Raw genomic sequence first — 24525 nt, 5'->3', positions numbered from 1 at the left:
GCCGCCTCCCGGCGCGCAGCGCGGGACGGCGGCCGAAACCCCCGATGATCAGTGCTGGTGGTCGTGCTCGGCCTCGTTCTGGGCCCGCAGCGCGTCGAGGGAGACCTCGTTGCCCGCCGCGTCCTTGATCTTGATCTTCTCCATCACCGCGGCGAGCGCCTTGCCCCGGCGGACGTCGCCGAAGACGGCCGCGGCGGCGCCGGAGCGGACCAGCTGGTCGTAGTACTGCTGCGGGGCCATGCCGGCGCGCTGCGCGCGGTGCACGATCTCGTGACCGAACTCGTCGTCGGAGACCTGCACGTCCTCGGCGTCGGCCAGCGTGTCCAGCAGAAGCTGGATCTTGACGCCGTCGGTCGCCGCCTCGGTCAGCTCGGTGTCGATCTGCTCCTCGGTCTTCTCCTCCGCCGCGAGGTATTCCTCCAGGGAGGCGCCGATGCGCTCGAGCTGGTCGACCATCGCGGCCTTGCGGCTCTCGACCTCCTCCTTGACGACGCCCTCGGGCGCCGGCACCTCGGCGGCGGCCACCATCTGCTCCAGGGCCTTGTCGCGGGCGGCGTAGATCTGCTCGACCTGCTTGCCCCGGGTGACCCGCTCCCGCAGGTCACCGCGCAGCTCGTCGATGGTGTCGAACTCGCTGGCCATCTGCGCGAAGTCGTCGTTGAGCTCGGGGAGCTCCTTCTCCTTGACCGTGCGGACGGTCACCGCCACGTCGGCGTCACGGCCGGCGTAGTCGCCGCCGACGAGCTGCGTGGTGAAGGTGGTGCTGTCGCCGGCGGCCAGGCCGACCAGCGCCTCGTCCAGACCCGGCAGGAGCTGCTTGCTGCCCACCTCGTGCGAGATGTTGCTCGCCGAACCGCCCGGGACCTCCTCGCCGTCGACCGTGGCGCTCAGGTCGATCTGCACGAAGTCGCCCTCCTGGGCGGCCCGCTCGACGGTCTTCAGCGTGGCGAACCGCTCGCGCAGGCTGTTGATCTGCTCGTCGATCTCGCTGTCGGCGATCTCGATCTCGTCGACGGTCACCTCGATGGTGGCCGGGTCCGGCAGGATGATCTCCGGCCGGACGTCCACCTCGGCGGTGAAGTTGAGCGAGTCGCCGTCGGCGAACTCGGTGATCTCGACCTCGGGACGGCCGAGCGTCTTCAGGTCGTGCTCCCGGACCGCGGCGAGGATGTTCTGCGGGATCGCCTCCTGCACCGCCTCGTTGAGCACGGTGCCCCGGCCGACCCGCTGGTCGATGACGGCAGCGGGGATCTTGCCCCGGCGGAAGCCGGGAACCTGGACCTGCTGGCCGATCTCCCGGTACGCCTTCTTGAGGCTCGGCTCGAGCTCGACGAACGGCACCTCGATGGCGAGCCGCACGCGCGTCGGGCTCAGAGTCTCGACGGTGCTCTTCACAGGCGTACTCCTTGACGGATCTGGGTGTTGGTTCTGGGGCGTGATTGCGCGCATCGAGTGTAGGCGAGCCGGCCGACGGCATCGGCAGGGCCCGGGCACCGCGCGGAAAAAACCGGCGGTTCCCGGGACGATCCGGTCGCGAACGACAGTCGGGGTGGCGGGATTTGAACCCACGGCCCCTCGCTCCCAAAGCGAGTGCGCTACCAAGCTGCGCCACACCCCGGTGGCGACGAAGAGTGTATGCCGTCCCGCCACCCGCGCGGGTGACCGGGGCGCGGCGTGCGCGGTGTGGCGGCGTTCGGGGGCGCGGCCGGGGTACGCGCTGCGCGGCCTCCGCCACGATTGGGTACGCTGTCGGCGCACCCCGCGGTGGTGGGGTGCTCGCGGGCGTAGCTCAATGGTAGAGCTTCAGTCTTCCAAACTGACTACGCGGGTTCGATTCCCGTCGCCCGCTCCACGACCTCCGGCCCCGGTCAGAGGATGCATCCCCCGAGCCTGAGCCGGTCGGCGACTCCCCCGCTCGGGTCATCCGCGGCCGTCAGCTGCTCTGGCCGTCGGCGAGGATCCGCCTCACGAACTCAACGGCCGGACCGCTGGAGCGCCGAAGCCAGCAGTTCGTACGTGGCCTGGTCGAAGGCGACCAGGCGGACGTGCTCGACGTTCGTCGGTGTCGCTCTGATGGTCGAGATTGCGATCTCCGCTGCCTGGTCGCCCGGAAACCCGTAGACACCAGTAGCGATGGCGGGGAAGGCGACGCGGCGAGCGGCGAGCTCATCGGCAATCTCAAGGCTGCGCCGGTAGCACGACGCCAGGACGTCGGCCTCACCGTAGCCGCCGCCTTCCCACACCGGGCCGACGGTGTGAATGACATGGCGTACCGGTGGGTCCAGATCGAACGCCGGCGTGGCGACCGCCTCGCCCGGATCGCACGGTGCCAGCGCGGCACCCGCCCGGGCCAGCCGCGGTCCGGCTGCACGATGGATCGCCCCGTCCACACCGCCGCCACCCAGCAGCGACTCATTCGCAGCGGTAACGACGGCATCGACGTCCTCTCGGGTGATGTCACCGAGGACAACTTCGATCACAGGCACGGATCGATGATGCCACCAGAGCACCTCTTTTCTAGTTCCCGGGCCGCTTCCGGTCTTCGCCGGGAACGTAGCCGCGCGGCGAATGGACGAACAAGCGGAAACCCATCGGCACCCGCTGGTGGCGAGGCAGGCCGAGCACGTCGTAGCCGATCGCGAGGTCGTCGAAGACGAGTCCTCCCCCGGGCGCCTGCTCGACGTCCGGAATCGTGATCGTCACGAAGACCGGCAGTTCCCTTCCCGGTCCTACTTCGGCCGACCGGAGGGGTGACGCCGTAGCCGGGTCGAACACGAGAGCAGCGGGCTCGCCGACAGGACTGCCCGCTGTCAGTCGAGCGACCTTGAACACGTGCCGGTCGGCAGGACCGTCGTCGACCGCGACCCCCGTGATCGTGACGGGCCACGGCCCGGGATTGCGGATGGACACACCGAAGGTGATCTGCCCGCCGGGGCTGAAGGCGAAGCGCACTTCGGTCGTCGACCCTTCCGTGCGAGACGCCGCGTCGGCGCCGTGCCACCACGAGCTGCCGTGGTCAAGGCGGTGACCCAGGGTGCTCACCAGATAGCCGGTGCACAGCATGACAGCCAGCGCGGCGGCCAGGAACCGACGGCGGCGCTTCATAGGAGCCCCATGCGCGTCCAGCGGGCGGGCGACGTAGTGCTGTCCCGGCCGGTGTTCGCGGTCGTCCGCGGGCGTGCGAACACCCTCTGCAACTGCGTGCCGTACGACGAGTCGGGCATCCACTGATCAGCCCGCATGACCAGTAGCGACCGGATCGGTGACGGGCACTGCCGGATCCCGTCGCTTCGCAAGGACGATCACGCCGATCAGAAGGAGCACGAGCCAGAGCGGCACCAGCACGGGAGCGAGCCCCCGCCAGACGGGCCACACCGGCTCGGCGAGCCGATTCGCGGCCAGATCCGTCCAGGTGAGGGCGGCCCCCGGGAACAGGGCGACGGTCACCAGGGTGCCGGCCAGCAGGGGTACGGGCCGACGACTCCGCGCCACCACCCGGAACAGCACCGCACCGGCGACGGCGCCGAGCAGGGTGCCGGTGATCGTGGCGGCGCGGAATCCTCCGGGGGCGGACTGCGTGATGCTCAGCCTCGACCCGTGCGCCGGATGGGTGAGCGTGACCGTCATCCCGTCTCGCTCGGCCCGCCAGCCGTCGCACGAGGCGCCCGGCACCCGACGGATTTCCCGCCATCCGCGCGTCTCGGCGGCCCGCCGCATCAGCTCGGACAGCGCGCAGTCGACGCCGTCGCCGTACTGGAACTCGATCCGGCTCCCGCCGACGTCGTCGGCGGCCAGCCAGACGCCGTACCGGTAGCCCTGCACTGTCGTCGCGCCGCTCGGCTCGACACCGGGAAGCAGTTCGCCGGGCGCGCTCCGAATTGCCTCGGCGCTCAGCGGCTCGGCGCCCCGGCCGCCGTACCAGGACCCGAGGGCCAGGCCGGCCGTACCGAACAGCAGCGCGCCGAGCAGCGCCATCGCGACGTACCCCGGCCGACGCCCCACCGGCCCACCCCCTGTCGCCGTGCGGCACAGCGTAGGCGTCGCGCACCGTCCGCGGCGCCCCGCGTGACGACGGTGCCGGCACCCGGTGCGTGGGCAGGCGATCTCCGCGTTCAGGCAGAGAAGCGGGCTTCGCCCGTTCGCTTGTCCACCGCGACCGGAGAGTTGCCGGCCATCGCCTCGCGCCAGTCGCCGGATTCGACGTATGCCTTCCCGTCGTAGGGGAACACGTACACGTCGTCGAGTTCCTTCACGGCGTCGTCCACGATGACGACCGGGTGGGGGAAGCGGTATCGGATCTCGGTGTCCAGGAACTCTTCGGCGATCTGCCGCGCCGATTCCGGTGCGGTCACGGTTTCACCATCTCCACATCTCTGCCCAGCCGCTTCCTCGCAGCAGAGGCGGCCACCGTACGGCCGTGTAGCGACGCCGGAGGCCACCGCGCCGCTCGACCCGGTGCTCCGCCGTGGCGCGTCCACCGTCGCCCGGGTGCCTAGTAGTGGTCCTCTATCGGCCGGCGTGCCTCGTCGAACAGCGCCGGCCCGTCGTACCGCACCGGGCGCGGCGCGGGCGTGGCCGGTTTGACCTGCTCGAACTGCTCGGTGGACAGCGCGTACACGACCCGGCCGAGGCCTGATGCGTTGATCGCCACGGTGCACATCGGGCAGGGCTGGCAACTGGTGTACATGGTGGTGGCGACCGCGGCCTCGGGGGCGAGCTGACGGGCGGCCCAGCGGGCCAGTTTCAGCTCCGGGTGGGCGGTGACGTCCCGGTCGGAGACCACCGTGTTGTGGTCCTCGATCAGGACCGTGCCGTCCGCGCCGACGAGCAGCGACGCGAACGGCCGTTCGCCGGACGCGCCGGCCCGGTCGGCGAGTTCCAAGGCGCGGCGCAGGAACGCTTCGTCGTCGGGTGTCATCGGCCCTCCACGTGTTCAGTCCGCGGCGATCTGCTCGACGGATCGGGTGGCGACGGCGAGCAGGGCCGGGTCGCCGCTGCGGGCGTACGCATCGCTCAGGGTGTCGATGAATTTGATCGCGTGCGCGTCCCCGGTGTCCAGCGCCCGCGCCATCACCTCGTCGAGTTCCGGCCCGGCGGCCGGCGGGAGGGAACGGGCCCCGGCCGGGGCGTAGGCCGCGGTGACGGCGGCGGTCGCGGCCCAGGCGGCGGCCAGGCTCGGCTGCCACAGCGCCGGTGGCAGGGCCGGCAGAGTGCGCAGCACGGCGTTCGGCGCGGTGGCTGCGTGCACGAGCATCACGGGACTGGCGTACCCGTGCGTGCCGTGCCGGACCACCGCGGCGTCGACGACAGCGGCGAGCCGGGTGGGCACGTCGTCGGCGGCGTCGCCGGGCACGGCCGCCGCGACGGCCGGCCACCGGTCCAGGTCGGCCAGCTGCGCCAGGCGCGACCGGATGCCGAACCGCTGGTCGGGTACGCGGGGAACCGCGTCGAGCGCGGACCGGGCGTCGGTTCCGGGGTACGGCCCGGCGCCGGGCGGTGCGAGCGGCTGCCAGCGGGCGGCCCAGTAGGCGAGCCCCTGGCCGAGTTCGGTCACGCGCGGTGCGGTCTCGGCGTCGAGCAGCGCGCGCACGGCGTGGCCGACGCGGATGACGCCGTGGGTGGCGCCGGCGGCGATGCCCGGCAGCAGTCGTGGCCACCACCGGGCCAGCACGTCGCGCCACGGGTCGCCGGCCAGCTCGCGGTCGAAGAGGTCGAGCCAGTCGCCGGTACGCACCGGGTCGCCGAGCGGGTCGCGCCACTCGTCGGCGGCGATGCGCCGGATGCCGCGCGGGCGTTCCTCCAGCCGGTCGGCGTACGCGTCGATCCAGCGGTGCACTGCTCGCTCGTGCCCGTGGCGCACCAGGGCCTCCGCCGCCATCGGCACGTGGTTGGACAGCCACCCGTCGCGCTCGGGACCGGTGTGGCGTACGCGCTCGTACGCCTCGTCGAGTACGGAGTTCAGCACGTCCGCAAGCGTCCGACCTGAAGTCCGGTCGACGTCAAGCGGGCGCGGAACCGACTGGTGTCCGGCGGCGTCGAAGCGGCCATGAGACTTCGTGCCCTGCTCGTCGTCGCCCTGGCCGCGCTCGGCCTGGTCGTGGTCATGTCACCCGCCGAACCCGCGTGGGCCTGCTCGTGCGCCCTGTCCACGGCCGAGCGGGACGAGCGGGCGGACAGCATCGTCGTCGGCAGCGTCTCGGAGGTGACCGACCGCGGGGTCCGGATCACCGTCGAGTCGGTCGAGAAGGGCGGCGCCGGGGTCGGGGACACGCTCGGCCTGAAGGTGTCGCGCAGCGAGGAGGGTTGCGGCTACGGCTTCCGCGTCGGCGCGCGGTACCGGGTGAACTCGTCCGCCGGTGCCACCGGGCTGTGCGCCGGGATCCGCGAGATCTCGGCCCCGGCGCTCGCCGCCACCCCGTCCGCCGTCTCGGCGGAGCGGACGCAGGTCGCGGCACGGCACGTTCCCGGCCCCTGGTGGATCGTCGGCGGCGCGACAGTGGCGGTACTCGTCGCCGGGCTGGTGGTGGCGGCCCGGCGGCGGGCCGGAGGCGGACACCCCTGACGGTCCGCCGGTCAGGCCAGGCGGCGGCGGAGCTGCGCCATGTCCTCCGCGGGCAGCGCGTCAGCGACCAGCAGCCGGGGCAGCAGCTCCGGCTCCAGCATCGTGGCCCGGAACACCAGCGCCACAGTCACGTCGTGGTCGGGCCGGTGCACGACCTCGACCGGGTCCCCGGCGCCGACGCTGCCCGGCGTGATCACCCGCAGGTACGCCCCGGGCCGTACCTCCTGGGTGAACCGCTTGATCCAGCCGCGCTCGCCCAGCCACCCCTGGAACGTGCCGCAGGGGATGCGCGGGCAGGAGACCTCCAGCACCAGGTCCGGCCCGATCCGCCACCGCTCGCCGATCCGCGCGCCGTTGACGTCCAGCCCGGTGGTGGTCAGGTTCTCGCCGAAGCTGCCGTCGGCGAGCGGGCGGCCCAGCTCGGCCTCCCAGTGGTCGAGGTCCTCCCGCGCGTACGCGTAGACCGCCTGGTCGGTGCCGCCGTGGTGGGCGACGTCGTAGACCCGGTCACCGGCGAGCCCGACGTCACCGGTGCCCTTGGGGCCGGGCGCGGTGACGGCGACGCGACCGTCCACGGGCCGCTTGTCGATGCCGGTGGCCCCGATCCCCTTCCACGGGTTCGGTTGCGGTCGGCCCACGTTGACGGAGATCACCTTCATGACGGTGACGGTATGCGGCCGGGGGCCGTACCGGCCAGTCCATTCCCGGGCCGGGTGAACGGCGCGGCGGCGCGGCCTGCGTACGATGCGGGCCGGACATCCTCGTCGGGTGGTGGAGGTAGCCGCGGATGGCAGGCCAGCAGGACGGTTTCGCCCTCGGCGTGGACCTCGGCACCTCGAACACCGTGGCGGTGCTGCGCTGGCCGGACGGGCGGACCCGGCCGGTGCTCGTGGACGGCCACCCGATCCTGCCGTCCGGCGTCCACGCCGACGCGGACGGCCACCTGCACGTCGGGCGGGACGCGCAGCGCCTGGCCCAGGCCGACCCGGCCGGCTACGAGCCGAACCCGAAGCGCCGGGTCGACGAGGAGACGGTGGAGCTGGGCGGGCGGGCGTACCGGCCGGCGGAGCTGCTGGCCGCGACGCTGCGCGCGGTCGCGGACGCGGCGGTGGCGGCGGTCGGGATGCTGCCCCCGGCGGTGGTCACCCACCCGGCGGCCTGGACGCCGGCCCGCCGTCAGGTGCTGCACGACGCGCTGGAACTCGCCGGCTGGCCGGCCGCGGCCGAGCACACGCTGGCCGGGCCGATCGCGCCGGGCACCCGCCTGCTGCGCGAGCCGGTGGCCGCCGCGCGCTACTTCACGCAGGTGCTGCGCCGGCCGGTGCCGGTGGGCGGCTCGGTGGCGGTGTTCGACTTCGGCGGCGGCACGCTCGACGTGGCGGTGCTGCGCAACGAGGGCGCCGACCCGTGGGGCGACTCCGGTTTCCAGCTGGTCGCCACCGGCGGGATCCCCGACCTCGGCGGTCTCGACCTGGACGCGGCCCTGCTCGGACGGCTCGGCGAGCTGGTCGGCCCGGTCCACCCGCGCGAGTGGGCCCGGCTGACCGACCCGGCGACCACCGCCGAGCGGCGGGACCGCCAGCAGCTCTGGGACAACGTGCGCGGCGCCAAGGAGATGCTGTCCCGGGCCATGGTGGCGCCGGTCGCCGTACCGGGGGTGGAGGCGGCGGTCCCGCTGTCCCGCGAGGACTTCGAACGCCTGGCCGCGCCGCTGCTGGCCCGGGCGGTGACGGAGACCCGGGAGGTGACCGCCGCCGCCGGGCTGCGCCCCGAGCAGCTCTCCGGCCTGTTCCTGGTCGGCGGGTCGACGCGGGTGCCGCTCGTGGCCCGGCTGCTGCACGCCGAGCTGGGCATCGCGCCGACGGTGCTGGAACAGCCGGAGATGCCGGTCGCCGAGGGCGCGCTCACCGACCTGCCGCTGCCCCGGCGGTCCGGCCGTCCCGCCCACCCGGCGTCGGCACCACCCGCGCCGACCCGGCCCGAGCCGGCCGAACCCGCGCCCACCCCGCCCGGATCGGCTGCGGACGCCACCGCGGCCACGGTCCCCGCCGGTGCGACGAGGCCGAACCCGACCGCGCCGTTCGGCGGAGCGGACGCGGCGCCCGCCGGTCCGCACGGCACGCTGGTCGCCGACGGGCCCGTCCCACCGACGTCCCCCACGAGGTACGACGGCACGCCGCTCGCCGGGGGCCCGGTCCCGCACCCGAGGTACGACGGCGCTCCGGGCGCCCACGGTTTCGTGCCGCCGGGGGCAGCGCCCGCCGCGCACCACGCCGGAACCGGCGTACCCGGGATGCCGCCGCCCCCGCCCGGTGGAGGATGGCCGCCGGCGGGGCCCGGTCCAGGCGTACCCGGGGCGCCCTTCTCCCCCGCCCCGGGCGGTGTCCGGCCCGGCGGCGGTCGGCCACGGCGCGGCCGGTGGATCGCGCTCGGCGCGGGTCTCGTGGTCGTCGCCGTGGCGGCGGCGGCGCTGCTCTGGGTGTTCCGGGACCGGCACCCGGCGCTGGACTTCCACACCGCCGAGCTGGTGAGGACGGTGGCCGCCGGTGACACGCGGCCGGACCAGATGTTCACCGCGACGCTCGGGGAACGCGCCTACCTGGTCCGTTCGCTGCCCGACGACCATCTCCACGTGACGGCCGTCGAGGCGGCCACCGGGAAGACGGTCTGGGAGAAGCGGACCGACGCGGCCGCGCAGCGGTGGGCGGGGGTCCGGGCGCTGCCCGACGGGCTGCTCGTCCTCGGCGACGCCACCGGCAGCGGCACCCCGCGCGTGCTCGCGGTGCTCGACGGCGACTCCGGCAAGCAGCGCTGGCAGACCGATGTCGGCCGCGACGACACCCTGTACCTCGGGCCCGACACGATCGTCCGGCTGGACCGCACCGGCGAACGCCTGGTCGGGCTGCGGCTGGACGACGGCCGGCAGCGGTGGGAGCGGCGCAACCCGCGCACCGAGTACGGCGACGCGCGCACGAAGGTCGTCCCGGTACGCACGGGCGCGGCACTGGACGGCCCCGCCGACGCCGAGGGCGCGCCCCTCGCGCCGTGGGCGGGGAAGGCGGACCGGCTCGTGCAGGTCGGCGCGGACCGCTCGGTCCGGGTCCTGGACATGCGCAGCGGGAAGATCCTCAAGGAGCGGGGCAACATGGCCGGCCTCGACGATCCGATGGCCGCCCGCGACGACCGGCTGTACGTGGCGGAGAACGATCGTGGCCTGCGGGTGCTCGCGTACGACCTGGGCGGTCTCGGCACGCCGAACGTCCTGTACGAGGCACCGGCGCAGGGCGGCCGGGTGAAGGATCTCGTCACCTGCGGGGAACGTCGCGTGTGCCTGCTGGAGACGCCCGGCAGCGGCGCCGACGACACCCGGGTGGTGGCGGCGACCGAGGGTGCGGGCACCCGGCAGTGGCCGGCGCCGCGCGCCGAGTCGCTGGTGCCGGTGGGTGAGCACGTGCTGGCCGGGCGGGACTCACCGGACGCGGTGACGCTGTTCGCGCCGGACGGCGCGGTGGTGATGCGCGACCGGGACGGGTTCGCGGTCCGGCTGGACGCCGGAAACCTGCTGATCTTCTCCGAGGCGCCGAGCGCGTACGAGGACGACCGGGTCCTCGCCGGGACGGCGGTGGACGGCAAGCCGGTCGAGATGGGGCAGTTGAAGCAGATCCGCAGCGAGTCCTGCTCGTGGAACACCGAGATGCTGATGTGCGGCGCGGACAAGGAGTTCCGGTTGTACCGGTTCGCCGGCTGACCGGAAGTGAGCTTGACAGCGATCGATGCCTCGGCTGGTGTGAACGGCAGAGAGATCGACGTTCGTCAGGAGGCCCCGTGTTCGTCCGACGACGGTGGACCGCACTCGCCACCACCAGCATCCTGATCGCCGCGGCGCTGGCCCATCCCGGGCCGGGCGCCGCCGCACCGCCCTCCCCCGCGATCACGCTCGCCACCACCGAGACCGCTCTGGTCCGCGTGCGGCTCGCCGACCGGGCGCAGCTCGACCGCCTGGTAGCGGGCGGCGCCGACCTGGCCAACCGTCCCCGCTCGCGCGACGGCGCGTTGATCGCCGACCTGGTCCTCACCGGACGGCAGCTCGCCGACCTCACCCGGCAGGGGGCCACCGCCGTGCAGGTGGTGCAGCGCGCCGACGACGGCACCCGCCGGATCGCCGAGAGCCGCCGCGCGGCGCAGGACCGCACCCGCGCCGGGCTGCGTACGAGCGGCGCCGCCGCCGTCGACACCCTCCAGTTCCTCCAGGCGTACTGGTGGACCACCGGCGGCAGGACGTTCCTCCAGGCCCAGGTCGCCACCACCGCCACCGACGACCCGGACGTCGAGATCACTGTCACCTGGCGGACCGCCGACGGCGCCACCGGCTCGTTCCCGCTGTACCGCTTCGAGGACTCGGGCGAGTACCAGTACCACTACGCGCTGCCGCAGCCGGTGCCGAGCCGGCCGGTGCAGCTCACCGCCACCTCCACGCTGGGCGGCACGAGCCGGCCGGTGACGCCGTCGCTCTGGCCGAACGCGACCCCGCCGCCGCAGCCGGCCGGCTACCAGAAGGACTTCATCGACGCGTACCTGACGCCCGTGGACATCAAGGCGCGCATCGCCCGGCTCGGCCGCCAGTACCGCGACCTGGTCGACGTGATCGACCTGCCGAACAAGACCCAGGGCTACCGCCGCAACGCCGCCGCCTACCTGGGCGACCCGGCGGCCGCCGCCGTCGTGGTGGAGTCGGTCCACTTCGGCGACCAGGGCATGAACGGCGTGCAGGTACGCACCGTCGACCCGGGCCGGCCGAACCGGCCGCTGAGCATGCGCTACCGGGACCGGGTGCTCACCATCTCGCTGGCCACCGACCGCGCGGGCAAGGTCACGAGCACCACCGACGACGTCGCCGCCCTGATCAACGCCCCGCGGGGCGCCCGCTTCCGGGCCACCGTGGAGGACGGCTCGGCCGGGCTGCCGATGCCGGTCGCCGGGCCGGTACGCCTCGACGACGGATTGCAGGGCACCGAGGTGCCGGCCCGGCCGTGGACGGTGCAGGCGCTGCGGATCGGCAAGCACCGCGACGGCTCCCGGATCGGTGTGCTGGCTTACTCGCAGGAACACGCCCGCGAATGGGCCACACCGCTCGTGACGCTGGAGTTCGCCGAGCGGCTGCTGGCGAACGCGCGTACCGACGCGGCGACCCGCAAGCTGCTGGAGCAGGTGGACGTGTTCGTCGTACCGACCGTCAACCCGGACGGCGCGAACTACTCGTTCCACGACTACAACTTCCAGCGCAAGAACCTGGTCAACCACTGCACCGGGGCCTCCCGCGACCCGAAGTACCGCACCATGTGGGGCGTCGACGTCAACCGCAACTACACGGTCGGATCCCTGTTCGACGGGTACGTGGGCGCGAGCGCGAACTGCCTGTCCGGCAATTACGCGGGCACGGCGGAGCTGTCCGAGCCGGAGGGCCGCAACGTGATCGACCTGGCCAAGGCCCACCCGAACATCAAGTTCGCGATGAACGTGCACTCGTACGGCGGCTACTTCATGTGGCCGCCCGGGGCGTACAAGGCCGACGGGCGGGTGACGCTGCCGCGCCCGTCGATCGACGAGTCGACGCTGTTCCTGGGCAGCGCGCGGCGCATCGTCGGCGCCATCGCGGCCGAGCGCGGCACCGTCACCTGGCCGTCGCAGACCGGCCCGGTCGCCGACGTGCTCTACTCGGCGGCCGGCAACTCGGCCGACCAGCTCTACTACGAGCTGGGCATCTTCGCCTGGGACTTCGAGGTGGGCAACGACAGGTGGAACGAGGCCACCGGTCAGTGGGAGGGCGTCGGCTTCCAGCCGCCGTTCGACGAGGCGCACGCCGAGGCGCAGGAGTACGCCGGCGGCCTGGTGGAACTGGTCCGGGTCGCCCGCGACTACGCCGCCGGCAACCCGGTCCGGCGCTGACCGCAAGCGGTCCCCGGCCGGTGGAGTCCGGCCGGGGACCGTCCGTCCGGCGCGGGGTCGGCCCGGTCGCGTCAGCTCGTGGCGCCGAGGTCGCGGAAGACGGCGAGCGCGCCCGGGTCGTCGATGGTCGCCGGGACCGGCTCGTCGCGCCCCTCCACCAGGCCCCGCATGGTGCGCCGCAGGATCTTCCCGGAGCGGGTCTTCGGCAGCGCCGGCACCACCGTCACCCGGCGGAACGCGGCCACCGGGCCGATCCGCTGCCGGACCAGCGCGACCAGCTCGGCGGCGAGCGCGTCCGGGTCCACGTCGGCGCCGGCCTTGAGCACCACGTATCCGCTGGGCACCTGCCCCTTGAGCGCGTCGGCCACGCCGATCACCGCGCACTCGGCCACCGCCGGGTGCGTCGCCAGGACCTCCTCCATCGCGCCGGTGGACAGGCGGTGCCCCGCCACGTTGATGACGTCGTCGGTGCGGCCCATCACGTACAGGTAGCCGTCCTCGTCGAACCGGCCGCCGTCACCGGTCAGGTAGTGGCCGGGGAACGCGGAAAGGTAGGAGCGGACGAACCGCTCGTCGTCGCCCCAGAGCGTGGGCAGGCAGCCGGGCGGCAGCGGCAGCCGAATCACGATCGAGCCGTCCGTGCCGGGCGGCACGTCCCGGCCCGCGCCGTCGACCACGCGCACGTCGTAGCCGGGCACGGGCACCGACGGCGACCCGGGCTTGATCGGCAGCGGCTCCAGGCCGCGCGGGTTGGCCGCCACCGGCCAGCCGGTCTCCGTCTGCCACCAGTTGTCCACCACGGGTACGCCGAGCCGCTGGCCCGCCCAGGCCCAGGTGTCCGGGTCCAGCCGCTCACCGGCGAGGAAGAGGGTACGCAGCGCGCCCAGGTCATACCGGGTGATGTGCGCGCCGTCCGGGTCCTGGCGGCGGATCGCCCGGATCGCGGTGGGCGCGGTGAACAACGCGGCCACCCGGTGCTCGGCGGCGACCCGCCAGAACGCCCCGGCGTCGGGGGTGCCGACCGGCTTGCCCTCGTAGAGCACGGTGGTCGCGCCGGTGAGCAGCGGCGCGTACACGATGTAGGAGTGGCCGACCACCCAGCCCACGTCGGAGGCGGCCCAGAAGACATCGCCCGGCTCGATGCCGTAGACGTTGCGCATCGACCAGCGCAGCGCCACCGCGTGCCCGCCGTTGTCCCGCACCACGCCCTTGGGCCGGCCGGTGGTGCCGGAGGTGTAGAGGACGTAGAGCGGGTCGGTGGCGGCCACCGGCTCGCACGGCGCCGGTTCCGCGTCCGCCATCACCTCGGCCCAGGTCAGGTCGCGGCCCGGCACCAGCGGGGCCGGCTCCTGCGGGCGCTGCACCACCACGCAGCGCTCCGGCGCGTGCGCGGCCTCGTCGAGCGCTGCGGTCAGGATCGGGTGGTACGGCACCACCTGGTCGGCCTCGATGCCGCAGGAGGTGGCCACCACCACCTTCGGCCGCGCGTCGTCGATCCGGACGGCCAGTTCGTGCGCGGCGAAGCCGCCGAACACCACCGAGTGCACCGCGCCGATCCGCGCGCAGGCCAGCATGGCGATCACCGCCTCCGGGACCATCGCCAGGTAGAGCAGCACCCGGTCGCCCCGGCCTACGCCGAGCCGGCGCAGCGCACCGGCGAACCGGGCGGTCTCGGCGAGCAGTTCGGCGTAGGTGAGGGTACGGACCGTGCCGGTGACCGGGCTGTCGTGGATCAGCGCGGGCTGGTCGCCCCGTCCGGCATTGACGTGCCGGTCCAGCGCGTTGTGGCAGGTGTTCAGCACCCCGTCGGGGAACCAGCGGTACAGCGGCGCCGCCGAGTCGTCGAGGATGCGTTCCGGCGGGATGACCCAGTCGATGTCGGCCGCCGCGTCCCGCCAGAAGCCGGCCGGGTCGGCGATGCTCCGCTCGTACGCTGATCGATACGCGCCCATGCCGTCATGCTGCTCCGCGACGACGTGCGGGCACGACGGCCGGGCGGGGCCGGTGCGCCGGAAGCACGCCCCGGCTCGCTGAACGGCCGCTCACGGCGGTGGGCGGTAGCCGGCCCCGGCCGTTTCCGGCGGTCCGGACGGGGGTAGGGCGGGCACATGGAGACGAACACGAAGGCGTACCTGGTGGGCGGTCCCCGCGACGGCAGCAGCCAGGACGCGGACGGCAAGGCCCTGGTGGAGATCGAGATCGACGGGATGATCCACCGCTACATCCGGACCACCAAGCAGCACGGCGACGACGCCGTGGTCTACAACTACGACGGCATGGTGGCGCCCGGTGGCGGCGAGCCGGGCGTCGAGGACCCGGCGGCCCGGGTCGCGTCGCCGAAGGCCGACGAGCAGGGCTGAGCGCTCAGCCCAACGGGCGACGGATGAAGCCCGTGGGGCGGGGTAAGGCAGCACGGTCCTGGTGGAGCGACGACCGGTGTCGCGGCGTACCGCGGCCGGGCACGGGCGGGCGGCACGCATGCCGCCCGCCCGTGCGTCCCGCGGACCGCCCCGGCAAACCGAGTTTGATCAATGACGGGCATCGACTAGCGTGCCCAGACGTGAAAACGAACCGGATCATCCCGATCCTCCTGACCTGTGCCGTGCTGAGCCTCGCCGCGTGCGGCGACGAGAAGCCCTCGACCACGGCCGGGCCGGCGGCCACCTCGGCCTCCGCAGTCCCCTCCACGGCGGCTCCCTCTCCGTCGGCGGCCGCCGTGAGCGACAAGGAGCTGTGCACCGCCGCAGAAAAGATCAACAAGGACATGCGGGCGAAGCTCATGGCCGTGGTGCAGGGGGGCGGCGACCTGACGAAGCAGACCGGCGCGATCCTGACCGAGCTCGGCGACCGGGTGACCGAGCTCGCCGGGACCGCCGGCGACGGCAAGGCGGCCACCGCCCTCAAGGAGTTCGGCGCGGAGGCCGGCAAGGCGGGCTCGGCCGCCGACCCGGGCACCGCCGCCGACAATCCCGCCATGGAGAAGGCCAGCAAGGACATCAACGCCGCCTGCAAGACGGCCGGCGCACCGACCACCTTCTGACCCGACGCCCCGGGTCGTCCGTCCGGCGCGTACCGGACGGACGACCGATCGGCTCAGTTGCCGGTCACCCAGTTCCAGGCGGAGACCACCCACTCGGTCTGCTGGAGATACGCCACACCGACGCCGACCAGGAACAACGCGGTCACCAGGTGGGCACCTCTGGCACTGCGGCGCACCCGGCCGAACTGCCGCTCCAGAATCAGCCGGCCGAGCAGCCGGGCCAGCGCGAACAGACCGACCGCGGTGAGCAGGCTGAGCACGAACGTCAGCAGCGGGGCGACCAGGTTGCCCCGGCCGGAGATCGCCCAGATGCCCCAGCACACGAACGTGAACAGCGCGCCGGCGGCGCTCAGCTCCCCGCCCTTGCGCGCCTGGGCCAGGTGCCAGCTCATCGGCCGGCGCGGCGCCGGCTCCGCCGCCCAGTCGCCGTGCTCCACGGTGGGGAACTGCTCGGTGCGCGGCGTACGCGACGGGCGCGGCTGACCGACCGCCGCCACCCCGCGCTGGAACGCGTCCCGCTGCGGGGGCACCACCCCCGGCTGGGGCGGCACCTCCACGGTGCGCTCGGCCCACGGCTGTGTCTGGTCCGCCATCTTCCGTCCTCCCCCTCGACCGATACCGGTCTCCGTTCCGAGGGTAGCCAGCCCGCAAATAGGGTGCCGACCCCCGTCGCGGTGCGATACACACGTGCCGTGACTGACGTGGTGGTTTCCCGGGCCGAGGACTTCGACGACATCGCGGCGCTGCTGGCGCTGGCCTTCCACGGCGACCTCGACCCCGAGGTGCAGGCGCTGGAACGGCCGATCTTCGAACCGGACCGGTCGCTGCTGGTCCGCGACGGCGGAGCCCCGGTGGCGAACGCCGCAGCGTTCAGCCGCGACCTCGCGGTGCCGGGCGCGGACGTGCCCGCAGCGCACGTGACGATGGTCGCGGTCGCGCCGACGCACCGACGGCGCGGCCTGCTCACCCGGCTGATGCGGCGCCAGCTTCGGGACATCCGCGACGCCGGCCGGGAGCCGATCGCGGTGCTCTGGGCCAGCGAGGGACGCATCTACCCCCGCTTCGGCTACGGGTCGGCCGCCCCGCGCTACGTGCTGTCGGTGGACACCACCGGCCTGAGGCTGCCCGCCCCGGCGCCCGCCGAGGGCAGGCTGCGACTGGACCGTCCGGACGCGCACCGGGGCGAGCTGGCCCGGCTGTACGAGCGGGTCCGCGCCGAGCGTCCCGGCTGGTCGCGGCGCGACGAGCGCTGGTGGTCGTACGTGCTGGCGGACCTCAAGGCTCACCGGGGCGGCGCCACCGAGCGCCGGGTGCTGTTGCACGAGGGCGCCGACGGCCTCGACGGGTACGCGCTCTACCGGACGAAGGACTGCTCGTCGGCCACCGGGCCGCAGGCCGAGGTGCAGGTCGGCGAGGTGGTGGCGGCGACGCCGGAGGCGTACACGGCGCTCTGGCGGTTGCTGCTCTCGGTCGACCTGACCCGCCGGCTGTCGTTCCCGATCGCGGCCCTGGACGAGCCGCTGCTGCGGCTGGTGGACGAGCCCCGCCAGCTCTCCCCGCAGCTCGCCGACGCGCTCTGGGTACGGGTGGTGGACGTGCCGGCCGCGCTCTCCGCCCGGCGCTACGCCACCGACGTCGACGTGGTGATCGAGGTCACCGACGAGCTGCTGAAGGAGAACACCGGCCGCTGGCGGCTGGTCGGCGGACGCGACGGCGCGCAGTGCACGCCCACCACCGCCCCGGCCGGGCTGGCATGTGACGTACGCGCGCTCGGCGAGCTGTACCTCGGCGGCGCGAACCCGTACGCGCTGGCCGCCGCCGGCCGCGTCCGGGAGCTGATCCCGAACACGCTGACCGCGCTGACGCCCGCCTTCACCTGGCACCGCACCCCCTCCCCCATGGAGGTCTTCTGACCGCCCCCAACTCCGCCGATCATGAAGTTGGCGGCATGAACAGTCCGGTTTGTCCCGGCCAACTTCATGATCGCGCGCGAGGGAGCGGGGGTGCGCGCACGGGAGCGCGGGTGGGTCGGGGGCGGTACGGTCGGGGGATGGGTGAGGCGGAGCGACGGCGACGACGGCTGCGGCATCACGGCGAGGCCGGCACCCCGGCCGACGCCGACAGCAGCGGCGCCGGCGGGACCACCGCCAGCACCGCACCCGTACACGACGACGTGACGCCCCGGCCCACGCGCGGTGGCCGGCCGGGCGAGCCGGAGCCCCGGGCACGCCGCGCCGCCGCGCCCGCCGAGGAGGGCGAGCGCGGGCTGCGCGGGCTGGTCGGCTCCGGCTCGTCGCAGGTGAGCGTGACGGCCGCGCTGCGGGCACGCGACGCGGCCCGCCCCACCGAGGACGACCTGGCCGAGGCCGAACAGCGGGTGGTGCTCATCCGCCGCAACTGGGTGCCGCGCGAGGAGCTGCCCCGCAACGGGCGGTGAGCCCCGACGTGTCCGCTCAGGCGGGCAGCTCGGGCAGGCGGCGGCTCTGCTCGTAGGCGGCCACCTGCTCGATGCGCCGGCTGTGCCGGGGGTTGCCGGAGAACGGCGTGGTCAGGAACGCCTCGACGAGCGCGGTGGCATCGTCCAGCGTGTGCTGCCGGGCGCCGATCGCGATGACGTTGGCGTCGTTGTGCTCGCGCGCGAGCTGGGCGGTGTCGACGTTCCAGGCGAGCGCCGCCCGGACGCCCGCGACCTTGTTCGAGGCGATCTGCTCGCCGTTGCCGGAGCCGCCGATCACCACGCCGAGGCTGCCCGGGTCACCGACCACCCGGTCACCGGTGTGCAGGCAGAACGCCGGGTAGTCGTCGTCCGGGTCGAAGACGTGCGGTCCCACGTCGACCACCTCGTAGCCCTGCTTGGCCAGGTGGTTGGCGAGGTGCACCTTCAACTCGAAACCGGCGTGGTCGGATCCCAGGTAGACGCGCATACCGCGCAGTCTGACAGGCCCGCCTCCGGGCCGGCGCGCGGGCGGCGACCCGGAGGCGGATTCGTCACACGGTCAGTGCGGCAGCTCGGCCACGACCAGGCCGGCCCGCGCCTTCGGGGTGAACCAGGTGCTCTTGCGCGGCATCTTCTCCCGGGCCAGGTTCACCGCGACGAAGTCGTCGACCGTCACCGGCGCGACGAGGACCGCCAGCTCGGCCCGGCCGGCGTCGACCTCACCGACGAGCCAGCTCGCCGGGTAGTCGCCGCCCACGTACGTGATCCGCTTGTCGCCCGGGTCGAGGCCCAGCGCGTCGCGCAGCAACAGGCGCTCGACGAGCGCGTGGTCGAGGTTCTCCAGCCGGCCGGCGCCGACGTGCGGCAGCGTCACCGCGTACCCCCGGCCGCCGAGGTGGAGGTGCACGACGCCGCCGGTCGCCGGGACGTCGACCGGCCCGTCCACCGGGGTGACCTCCGCGCCCGCCGCGCGCAGCCGGTCGAGCAGCTCGTCCGGCGTGGTGGTCAGCTCGCTGACCAGCCGGTTGTAGGGCTGGATGGCGACCGACGCGGGCGTGGTGATCACCGAGAGGAAGCGCGGGAAACCGCCGGTCTGCGCGGCCAGGCTGCGGTGGTTGCCGTCCGCGACCACCAGCTCCCCGCCGCCGGCCAGCGCGGTCAGCTCGTCCTGCGCCGGGCCCGGCCCGAGCAGCCAGATCGCGTGCGTACGGCCGGACTGGTCGACGTCCGTCGCGGCGGGCGCGCCGGCCGCGTCGGTCGCCGCCGCGAGCGCGGCGTGCAGCTCGTCGCCCTTGCCGGTCTGGAGCAGGAGTACGGGCGAGAGCAGGTGACCGAGCGCCTCGGCCAGGGCGACGCGCTCACGCACCTTGGCGATGAACACGTCCTCGTTGCGGATCACCAGGCCCGGCTCGTCGGCGCGGGTGGAGATCTGGTCGGTGTCGACCATGGCCCACAGCCCGTACGCGCTCTCCTCGCCCGGCGCGCTGATCCGGTAGAGCACCACCACCTGCTCGGCCGGCGTGTAGCTGCCGTCCGCCTTCGCCTCGGTCAGGCGCGCCACCGCGTCGGGCAATGCGTCGAGGAAGGACTTCCCGAGGCTGCCGGGCGCCCGGTGGGGCATCTCGATGCCCAGGGCGCTGTGCGGATTCGCCTCGACGATGGAGGTGATCTCCGCGTCGTCGGCGAACTCGTCGTAGTTCTGCGCGCCGGTGCCGCCAGTGGTGATCCAGGCCCGGGTGATCGGATGCACGACCGTCATGTCCGCTGACGCTACCCGGGCCCCGATCGGCGCCGCCGCCGGACTCACCCGCTTACCACCAGGTGATAGCGACGGGCCCCGGACGGCTCAGGCGGTGGAGTTGCGGTGCCGGCCCGCGGCGGGGCGGCGCACCGGCGGGGCGGGGCGGGAGCCGGCGTTGAGGCGTACCGTCGTCGCACCGGCGGCGGCGCCGGACCGCGACGGCGCGCGGCCGGGCCGGACGGTCTCGCCCGGCGGTGTCATCCGCGAGGTGGCCACCACCCGGGCCACGCCGACCACGATCGGCGGGGCCAGCAGATCGGCCACCTCGGCCGGACCGGCCGGCCAGTCGCTCTCGGTCACCGACCAGTACGTCGCACCGGAGTCCTCGGTCGCCTGCTGCGGCGCGTCGTCGGACATGCGGCGGTGCTTGGCCATGGGAACGCCTCCAGGAGCTGCCGTGCTGCGGCCCCGCGGGCCGTCGGCTGGGACACCCGGTGAAACGAGCCCCGCACCGGCCCGGTGACGGGCGGTGCGGGGCCCGGGCGCGTCGCGCCCCGCGCTCAGTTGAAGATCGGACCCTGCTCCCGGGTGCGCTTCAGCTCGTAGAAGCCGGGGGTGCCGGCGACGAGCAGCACGCCGTCCCAGAGGCGGCCGGCCGCCTCGCCCTTCGGCGCCGGGGTGATCACCGGGCCGAAGAAGGCGACCTGACCGCCGTCCGGACCCGGGGCGTGGATCACCGGGGTGCCCACGTCGGTGCCGACCGGCCGCATGCCCGCCTCGTGGCTGGCCCGCAGCGCCTCGTCGTACTGGGTGGACTCGGCCGCGTCGGCGAGCGCCGGGTCCAGGCCCACCTCGGTGAGCGCGCCCACCAGCATGTCCCGGCCCAGGCCCTCCTTGCCGAGGTGGATCCGGGTGCCCATCGCGGTGTAGAGCTTCGCCAGCGCCTCGGCGCCGTGCGCCTGCTCGACGGCGATGCACACCCGCACCGGGCCCCAGCCGTCGCGCATCAGGTCCCGGTACTCCTCCGACACCTCCCGGCCGTCGTTCAGCACGGACAGGCTCATCACGTGGAACCGGATGTCCACGTCCCGGACCTGCTCGACCTCCAGCAGCCAACGGGAGGTGATCCACGCCCACGGGCACAGCGGGTCGAACCACATGTCCGCGGTGACACGTTCGGTCACGGTGTTTTCCCTTCACGACATCGTCGCGCCGGGGACCCGGCGCGGTCACCTCGATCCTCACCCCGTACCCCGTCGCCCGGTACCGGAATGAGAGCGTGACCTCGACCACCGAGAGCGGTCCGTGCATGGAAGACTCGGTTCTCGACGGGCCGTCACGAGCGGCCGGGCAAGACCGGCGCCGCGGGGCGCGGCGAGACGAGTGGGATGGAGACGAACAGTGCCGGGAGTGCGCAACCTGACCCAGGTCGAGGCGACCGAGCGGGCCCGCCTGCTCGAGGTGACCGGGTACGACATCAGCCTTGACCTGTCGACCGCGGTGCAGCCCACCGGTCGCACGTTCCGCTCGGTGACCGAGGTCCGGTTCCGCTGTGCCGAGCCGGGGGCGACCACGTTCATCGAGACAGCCGCCGAATCGGTGCGATCGGCCACGCTCAACGGCGAGCCGGTGGACCTGTCCGGCTGGTCCGCCGAGAAGGGACTCACGCTCAGCGGCCTGGCCGCCGAGAACGTGCTGGTGGTCGACGCCGACTTCGGCTACTCCAACAGCGGGCAGGGCCTGCACCGCACCGTCGACCCGGTGGACGGCGAGACCTACCTCTACAGCCAGTTCGAGACCGCCGACGCGCAGAAGGTCTACGCCTGCTTCGACCAGCCCGACCTGAAGAGCGTCTACACCTGGCACGCCACCGTGCCGGACCACTGGCGGGTCGTGTCGAACATGCCGGTGGAGCGCGAGGAGGCCGCCGGTGAGGGCCTGAAGACGGTGCACTTCACCGTCTCGGAGCGGATGAGCACCTACATCACCGCGCTCTGCGCCGGGCCGTACCACGAGGTGCGCCACACCCACGACGGCATCGACATGGGCTACTTCTGCCGGGCCAGCATGGCCCCGCACATGGACGCCGACGACCTGCACCTGATCACCACGCAGGGCTTCGACTTCTTCCAGGAGAAGTTCGGCGTGCGCTACCCGCTGCCCAAGTACGACCAGCTCTGGGTGCCGGACTTCAACGCCGGCGCGATGGAGAACTTCGGCTGCGTCACGCACGCCGAGTCGCACTACATCTTCCGGTCGCAGGTCACCGACTTCGAGTACGAGCAGCGCGCCAACACGATCCTGCACGAGCTGGCGCACATGTGGTTCGGCGACCTCGTCACCATGCGCTGGTGGAACGACCTGTGGCTCAACGAGTCGTTCGCCGAGTGGGCCAGCCACTGGTGCAACACGCACGCCACCCGCTTCACCGATGCCTGGACCACGTTCCTGTCGATCCGCAAGAACTGGGGTTACCGGCAGGACCAGCTCTCCTCCACCCACCCGGTCTACTGCGAGATGCCGGACCTGGAGGCCGTCGAGGTCAACTTCGACGGCATCACGTACGCCAAGGGCGCGAGCGTGCTCAAGCAGCTCGTCGCGTACGTGGGCGAGGAGCCGTTCCTGGCCGGCCTGCGCGCCTACTTCGGCAAGCACGCCTGGGGCAACGCCACCTTCGACGACCTGCTGTCCGAGCTGGAGTCGGCCTCCGGCCGGGAGCTGCGCAAGTTCGCCGCCCAGTGGCTGGAGACCGCGCAGGTCAACACGTTGCGCCCCGAGGTGACCATCGGCGCCGACGGCACGTACGAGCGGGTGGTGGTCCGGCAGGAGGCGCCGGCCGGCTACCCGACGCTGCGTACCCACCGCATCGGCGTCGGCCTGTACGACCTGACCGACGGCCGGCTGGTGCGCCGCGAGCTGATCGAGACGGACGTGACCGGCGAGCTGACCGAGCTGTCCGAGCTGCACGGCAGGCCCGCCGCCGACGTGCTGCTGCTCAACGACGAGGACCTCAGCTACGCCAAGCTGCGGCTGGACGAGCGGTCCATGGCCACTGTGGTGCAGCACATCGCCGGCTTCGACTCGTCGCTGGCCCGGGCGCTGTGCTGGACCGCCGCCTGGGACATGACCCGTGACGCCGAGCTGTCGGCCCGCGACTACGTGGCGCTGGTGCTGGCCGGGCTGACCGCGGAGACCGACATCAACCTGGTCACGGCCACGCTTCGGCAGGCCACCACCGCGCTCACGTTCTACGCCGACCCGGAGTGGGCGCCGACCGGCTGGGCCGACCTGTCCCGTACCGCCCGGACCGCGCTCGCCGCGGCCGAGCCGGGCAGCGGCTTCCAGCTCGCCTGGGCCCGCGCGTACGCCTCGTCGGCCCGCTCCGGCGAGGACCTGGCCACGCTGCGCGGCTGGCTGGACGGCAACGGCGTGCCGGAGGGGCTGACCGTCGACACGGAGCTGCGCTGGACGGTGCTCCAGTCGCTGGTCGCCAACGGCGCGGCCGGTGCCGCCGACGTGGACGCGGAGCTGGCCGCCGACCGTACGGCCAGCGGCGAGCGGGAGGCCGCGTACGCGCACGCGTTGGTGCCGACCGCCGAGAACAAGGCCGCGGTGTGGGCGCTGCTCACCGGCCCGGACGCGCTGCCCAACTGGCGCAACCGGGCACTGTTGCAGGGCTTCACCCACCCGGCGCAGGTCGAGCTGACCGCGCCCTACCGGGAGCGGTACTTCGCCACGGTGGACCAGGTGTGGGCGCAGCGCGACAGCGAGCCGGCGCAGGAGTTCGTGCAGCTCGCGTACCCGGCGTACCTGGTCGAGGAGGACACCGTCGCGGCCACCGACGCGTGGCTGGCCCAGGACGGCCGGCCGGCGTCGCTGCGCCGGCTGGTGGCCGAGGGCCGCGACGGCGTGGTCCGCGCGCTGAAGGCCCGGGAGCGGGACGCCCGCAGCGCCTGAGTGAGGCATGCCGGCCGGGGCCGGCGCGGGCTGCAGCCCGCGCCGGCCCCGGCCGCCGTCGTGGGCCCTGCGCCGCCGGCGAACGAGAAAGCCCGGCCCGCGTGAGCGCGGGCCGGGCTTCGTCGTGTGTGCGGGCGGATCAGCCCTTGCCGGCGTGGCTGGCGAGCTGGTCGAGGCCCTGGATGATGCCGCCGGCCAGGTCGCCGCCGCCGAAGGAGGCCACCATGGAGAGCGCGGCCAGCTTGGCGTACGTGTCCGGGATGCGCTTACGCGCGTACTTGCCGGTGACGATCTCCAGCTGCCGCTGGTTGGGCGACACCGCGATCAGCACCGAGCGGTCCGGGTCGGCGAGCTGGCGGTGCAGCCGCTCGGCGTGCTCCCGGATCGGCTCGTCGAGGCCGCCGACGTAGACCGAGAAGACCAGGCCGGTGCCCTGGTCGGCGAGGCGCAGCGCCTCGTCGATGCGGAGCAGCTGACGGGTCGAGAACGGTCCGTCCAGCACGTCGGGCGGGGTGCCCGTCCCCGTCGTGGGCCGCGCTTCACCAACGGTCACTTGCGCCTCCGGTTCCACCGGCCGGCGCCTCCCGGCCGGCCTGCTCCTGCTTGCGGCTGGTCAACGCCGGCGCCTGCGCCCCGGCGGCCAGCGCCGTGCCGGCCGAGTCGGCCAGCTGCTCCGGACGGCCCAGGAACCAGACCGGAGTGAAGTCGAAGGGCCGGCCCGGCCGGTAGCGCTTCGCGCCGCCACCGTTGCCGCGGTTGCCGACGGCCGCCAGGGCGGCGATCAGCAGCACCGCGGCGGCCGGGATGCCGACGAAGACCACCAACGTCTCGGTAACAGACAA

The 24525-nt window shown here is 73.7% G+C and carries 23 protein-coding genes, 2 tRNA genes and 1 pseudogene; 9 read left to right on the top strand and 17 right to left on the bottom strand.

The features are described 5' to 3' along the window. Nucleotides 1–48: 48 nt before the first annotated feature. Together tig and GA0070562_RS18065 are read right to left on the bottom strand one after the other, a co-directional pair. Entirely contained in the window at nt 49–1395 is a 1347-nt protein-coding gene (gene tig / locus GA0070562_RS18070) for a trigger factor (protein WP_091423206.1), read from the bottom strand. Nucleotides 1396–1544: 149 nt separating this feature from the next. Then, nucleotides 1545–1618: transfer RNA gene (locus tag GA0070562_RS18065), tRNA-Pro, on the bottom strand. Nucleotides 1619–1778: 160 nt separating this feature from the next. Here GA0070562_RS18065 and GA0070562_RS18060 point away from each other — a divergent pair. Further along, nucleotides 1779–1852: transfer RNA gene (locus tag GA0070562_RS18060), tRNA-Gly, on the top strand. Nucleotides 1853–1973: 121 nt separating this feature from the next. On the opposite strand, the gene GA0070562_RS18055 is transcribed toward GA0070562_RS18060, so the two are convergent. From GA0070562_RS18055 to GA0070562_RS18030, 6 genes are all read right to left on the bottom strand, one after another. Continuing rightward, nucleotides 1974–2480 carry an O-acetyl-ADP-ribose deacetylase gene (locus GA0070562_RS18055; protein WP_091423203.1) on the bottom strand — a complete coding sequence of 169 codons (507 nt, stop codon included), beginning with the start codon at nt 2478–2480 and terminating at the stop codon, nt 1974–1976. A gap of 37 nt (nt 2481–2517) precedes the next feature. Further along, nucleotides 2518–3105, bottom strand: coding sequence for a hypothetical protein (locus GA0070562_RS18050; protein ID WP_091423199.1), 588 nt, complete (start codon nt 3103–3105; stop codon nt 2518–2520). A gap of 126 nt (nt 3106–3231) precedes the next feature. Then, nucleotides 3232–4002 (bottom strand): hypothetical protein, encoded by a 771-nt coding sequence (locus GA0070562_RS18045; RefSeq protein ID WP_091423197.1) that lies wholly within the window; start codon nt 4000–4002, stop codon nt 3232–3234. Nucleotides 4003–4112: 110 nt separating this feature from the next. After that, on the bottom strand, nt 4113–4352 hold the full coding sequence (locus GA0070562_RS18040) for a YrhB domain-containing protein (protein ID WP_175438781.1): 240 nt from the start codon (nt 4350–4352) through the stop codon (nt 4113–4115). A gap of 140 nt (nt 4353–4492) precedes the next feature. After that, complete coding sequence (locus GA0070562_RS18035) at nt 4493–4918, bottom strand: nucleoside deaminase (protein WP_091423192.1); 426 nt, start codon at nt 4916–4918, stop codon at nt 4493–4495. Nucleotides 4919–4933: 15 nt separating this feature from the next. Next, nucleotides 4934–5965, bottom strand: coding sequence for a questin oxidase family protein (locus GA0070562_RS18030; RefSeq protein WP_091423188.1), 1032 nt, complete (start codon nt 5963–5965; stop codon nt 4934–4936). A gap of 81 nt (nt 5966–6046) precedes the next feature. On the opposite strand from GA0070562_RS18030, the gene GA0070562_RS18025 reads away from it, so the two are divergent. Next, a complete protein-coding gene (locus tag GA0070562_RS18025) occupies nt 6047–6562 on the top strand; it encodes a hypothetical protein (protein WP_091423351.1) in 516 nt (171 codons plus the stop codon). Nucleotides 6563–6573: 11 nt separating this feature from the next. On the opposite strand, the gene GA0070562_RS18020 is transcribed toward GA0070562_RS18025, so the two are convergent. Further along, nucleotides 6574–7221: an MOSC domain-containing protein gene (locus GA0070562_RS18020; RefSeq protein WP_091423186.1), complete on the bottom strand. Its 648-nt coding sequence runs from the start codon at nt 7219–7221 to the stop codon at nt 6574–6576. Between the two features lie 128 nt (nt 7222–7349). Here GA0070562_RS18020 and GA0070562_RS18015 point away from each other — a divergent pair, with 128 nt between their 5' ends. Together GA0070562_RS18015 and GA0070562_RS18010 are read left to right on the top strand one after the other, a co-directional pair. Next, complete coding sequence (locus GA0070562_RS18015) at nt 7350–10310, top strand: Hsp70 family protein (protein WP_091423184.1); 2961 nt, start codon at nt 7350–7352, stop codon at nt 10308–10310. 77 nt (nt 10311–10387) lie between these two features. Continuing rightward, nucleotides 10388–12508 (top strand): M14 family zinc carboxypeptidase, encoded by a 2121-nt coding sequence (locus GA0070562_RS18010; RefSeq protein WP_091423180.1) that lies wholly within the window; start codon nt 10388–10390, stop codon nt 12506–12508. Between the two features lie 71 nt (nt 12509–12579). Here the strand turns inward: GA0070562_RS18010 and GA0070562_RS18005 are convergent. Continuing rightward, nucleotides 12580–14526 (bottom strand): annotated as a pseudogene (locus tag GA0070562_RS18005) (propionyl-CoA synthetase); the annotation flags it as partial. A gap of 90 nt (nt 14527–14616) precedes the next feature. Here GA0070562_RS18005 and GA0070562_RS18000 point away from each other — a divergent pair. Both GA0070562_RS18000 and GA0070562_RS17995 read left to right on the top strand, forming a co-directional pair. Further along, entirely contained in the window at nt 14617–14868 is a 252-nt protein-coding gene (locus GA0070562_RS18000; RefSeq protein WP_091423176.1) for a hypothetical protein, read from the top strand. Between the two features lie 200 nt (nt 14869–15068). Continuing rightward, on the top strand, nt 15069–15548 hold the full coding sequence (locus tag GA0070562_RS17995; protein ID WP_091423174.1) for a hypothetical protein: 480 nt from the start codon (nt 15069–15071) through the stop codon (nt 15546–15548). Nucleotides 15549–15601: 53 nt separating this feature from the next. Here GA0070562_RS17995 and GA0070562_RS17990 read toward each other — a convergent pair whose 3' ends face one another. Then, a complete protein-coding gene (locus GA0070562_RS17990; protein WP_091423172.1) occupies nt 15602–16141 on the bottom strand; it encodes a hypothetical protein in 540 nt (179 codons plus the stop codon). Nucleotides 16142–16240: 99 nt separating this feature from the next. Here GA0070562_RS17990 and GA0070562_RS17985 point away from each other — a divergent pair, with 99 nt between their 5' ends. Together GA0070562_RS17985 and GA0070562_RS17980 are read left to right on the top strand one after the other, a co-directional pair. After that, nucleotides 16241–17461 carry a GNAT family N-acetyltransferase gene (locus GA0070562_RS17985; protein ID WP_254663815.1) on the top strand — a complete coding sequence of 407 codons (1221 nt, stop codon included), beginning with the start codon at nt 16241–16243 and terminating at the stop codon, nt 17459–17461. A 137-nt stretch (nt 17462–17598) separates the two neighbouring features. Next, entirely contained in the window at nt 17599–17985 is a 387-nt protein-coding gene (locus GA0070562_RS17980) for a hypothetical protein (RefSeq protein ID WP_091423167.1), read from the top strand. Between the two features lie 16 nt (nt 17986–18001). Here GA0070562_RS17980 and GA0070562_RS17975 read toward each other — a convergent pair whose 3' ends face one another. The 4 genes from GA0070562_RS17975 to GA0070562_RS17960 all read right to left on the bottom strand — a co-directional run bounded on the left by GA0070562_RS17975 (nt 18002) and on the right by GA0070562_RS17960 (nt 20910). Next, nucleotides 18002–18472, bottom strand: a complete 471-nt coding sequence (locus GA0070562_RS17975) for a ribose-5-phosphate isomerase (protein WP_091423165.1) — start codon at nt 18470–18472, stop codon at nt 18002–18004. Nucleotides 18473–18544: 72 nt separating this feature from the next. After that, nucleotides 18545–19744: a DUF1015 family protein gene (locus tag GA0070562_RS17970; RefSeq protein ID WP_091423160.1), complete on the bottom strand. Its 1200-nt coding sequence runs from the start codon at nt 19742–19744 to the stop codon at nt 18545–18547. Between the two features lie 87 nt (nt 19745–19831). Then, nucleotides 19832–20143: a hypothetical protein gene (locus GA0070562_RS17965; RefSeq protein ID WP_225853302.1), complete on the bottom strand. Its 312-nt coding sequence runs from the start codon at nt 20141–20143 to the stop codon at nt 19832–19834. A 143-nt stretch (nt 20144–20286) separates the two neighbouring features. After that, nucleotides 20287–20910: a mycothiol-dependent nitroreductase Rv2466c family protein gene (locus tag GA0070562_RS17960; protein ID WP_091423154.1), complete on the bottom strand. Its 624-nt coding sequence runs from the start codon at nt 20908–20910 to the stop codon at nt 20287–20289. Between the two features lie 226 nt (nt 20911–21136). Here GA0070562_RS17960 and pepN point away from each other — a divergent pair, with 226 nt between their 5' ends. Continuing rightward, nucleotides 21137–23683 (top strand): aminopeptidase N, encoded by a 2547-nt coding sequence (gene pepN, locus GA0070562_RS17955; RefSeq protein ID WP_175438780.1) that lies wholly within the window; start codon nt 21137–21139, stop codon nt 23681–23683. A 139-nt stretch (nt 23684–23822) separates the two neighbouring features. On the opposite strand, the gene GA0070562_RS17950 is transcribed toward pepN, so the two are convergent. Together GA0070562_RS17950 and ctaJ are read right to left on the bottom strand one after the other, a co-directional pair. Continuing rightward, nucleotides 23823–24236 carry a DUF5130 family protein gene (locus GA0070562_RS17950; protein WP_091423148.1) on the bottom strand — a complete coding sequence of 138 codons (414 nt, stop codon included), beginning with the start codon at nt 24234–24236 and terminating at the stop codon, nt 23823–23825. Then, nucleotides 24223–24504, bottom strand: a complete 282-nt coding sequence (ctaJ, locus tag GA0070562_RS17945) for an aa3-type cytochrome oxidase subunit CtaJ (RefSeq protein WP_476737600.1) — start codon at nt 24502–24504, stop codon at nt 24223–24225. The genes GA0070562_RS17950 and ctaJ overlap by 14 nt, the downstream gene beginning before the upstream one ends. Between the last annotated feature and the right edge of the window lie 21 nt (nt 24505–24525).

Origin of the sequence: Micromonospora tulbaghiae, assembly GCF_900091605.1 — a bacterium.
In the GTDB taxonomy this organism is placed as follows: Bacteria; Actinomycetota; Actinomycetes; order Mycobacteriales; family Micromonosporaceae; genus Micromonospora; species Micromonospora tulbaghiae.
This window is presented reverse-complemented; position numbering and strand designations above follow the sequence as displayed.

Coding starts and splice junctions, on each gene's coding strand:
- GA0070562_RS18025 (WP_091423351.1), top strand. CDS start 6,047: ATGAGACTTCGTGCCCTGCTCGTCGTCGCCCTGGCCGCGCTCGGCCTG.
- GA0070562_RS17990 (WP_091423172.1), bottom strand. CDS start 16,141: ATGGCGGACCAGACACAGCCGTGGGCCGAGCGCACCGTGGAGGTGCCG.
- GA0070562_RS17980 (WP_091423167.1), top strand. CDS start 17,599: ATGGGTGAGGCGGAGCGACGGCGACGACGGCTGCGGCATCACGGCGAG.
- GA0070562_RS18000 (WP_091423176.1), top strand. CDS start 14,617: ATGGAGACGAACACGAAGGCGTACCTGGTGGGCGGTCCCCGCGACGGC.
- GA0070562_RS18035 (WP_091423192.1), bottom strand. CDS start 4,918: ATGACACCCGACGACGAAGCGTTCCTGCGCCGCGCCTTGGAACTCGCC.
- GA0070562_RS18015 (WP_091423184.1), top strand. CDS start 7,350: ATGGCAGGCCAGCAGGACGGTTTCGCCCTCGGCGTGGACCTCGGCACC.
- GA0070562_RS18020 (WP_091423186.1), bottom strand. CDS start 7,221: ATGAAGGTGATCTCCGTCAACGTGGGCCGACCGCAACCGAACCCGTGG.
- GA0070562_RS18050 (WP_091423199.1), bottom strand. CDS start 3,105: ATGAAGCGCCGCCGTCGGTTCCTGGCCGCCGCGCTGGCTGTCATGCTG.
- GA0070562_RS17975 (WP_091423165.1), bottom strand. CDS start 18,472: ATGCGCGTCTACCTGGGATCCGACCACGCCGGTTTCGAGTTGAAGGTG.
- GA0070562_RS17965 (WP_225853302.1), bottom strand. CDS start 20,143: ATGTCCGACGACGCGCCGCAGCAGGCGACCGAGGACTCCGGTGCGACG.
- GA0070562_RS17970 (WP_091423160.1), bottom strand. CDS start 19,744: ATGACGGTCGTGCATCCGATCACCCGGGCCTGGATCACCACTGGCGGC.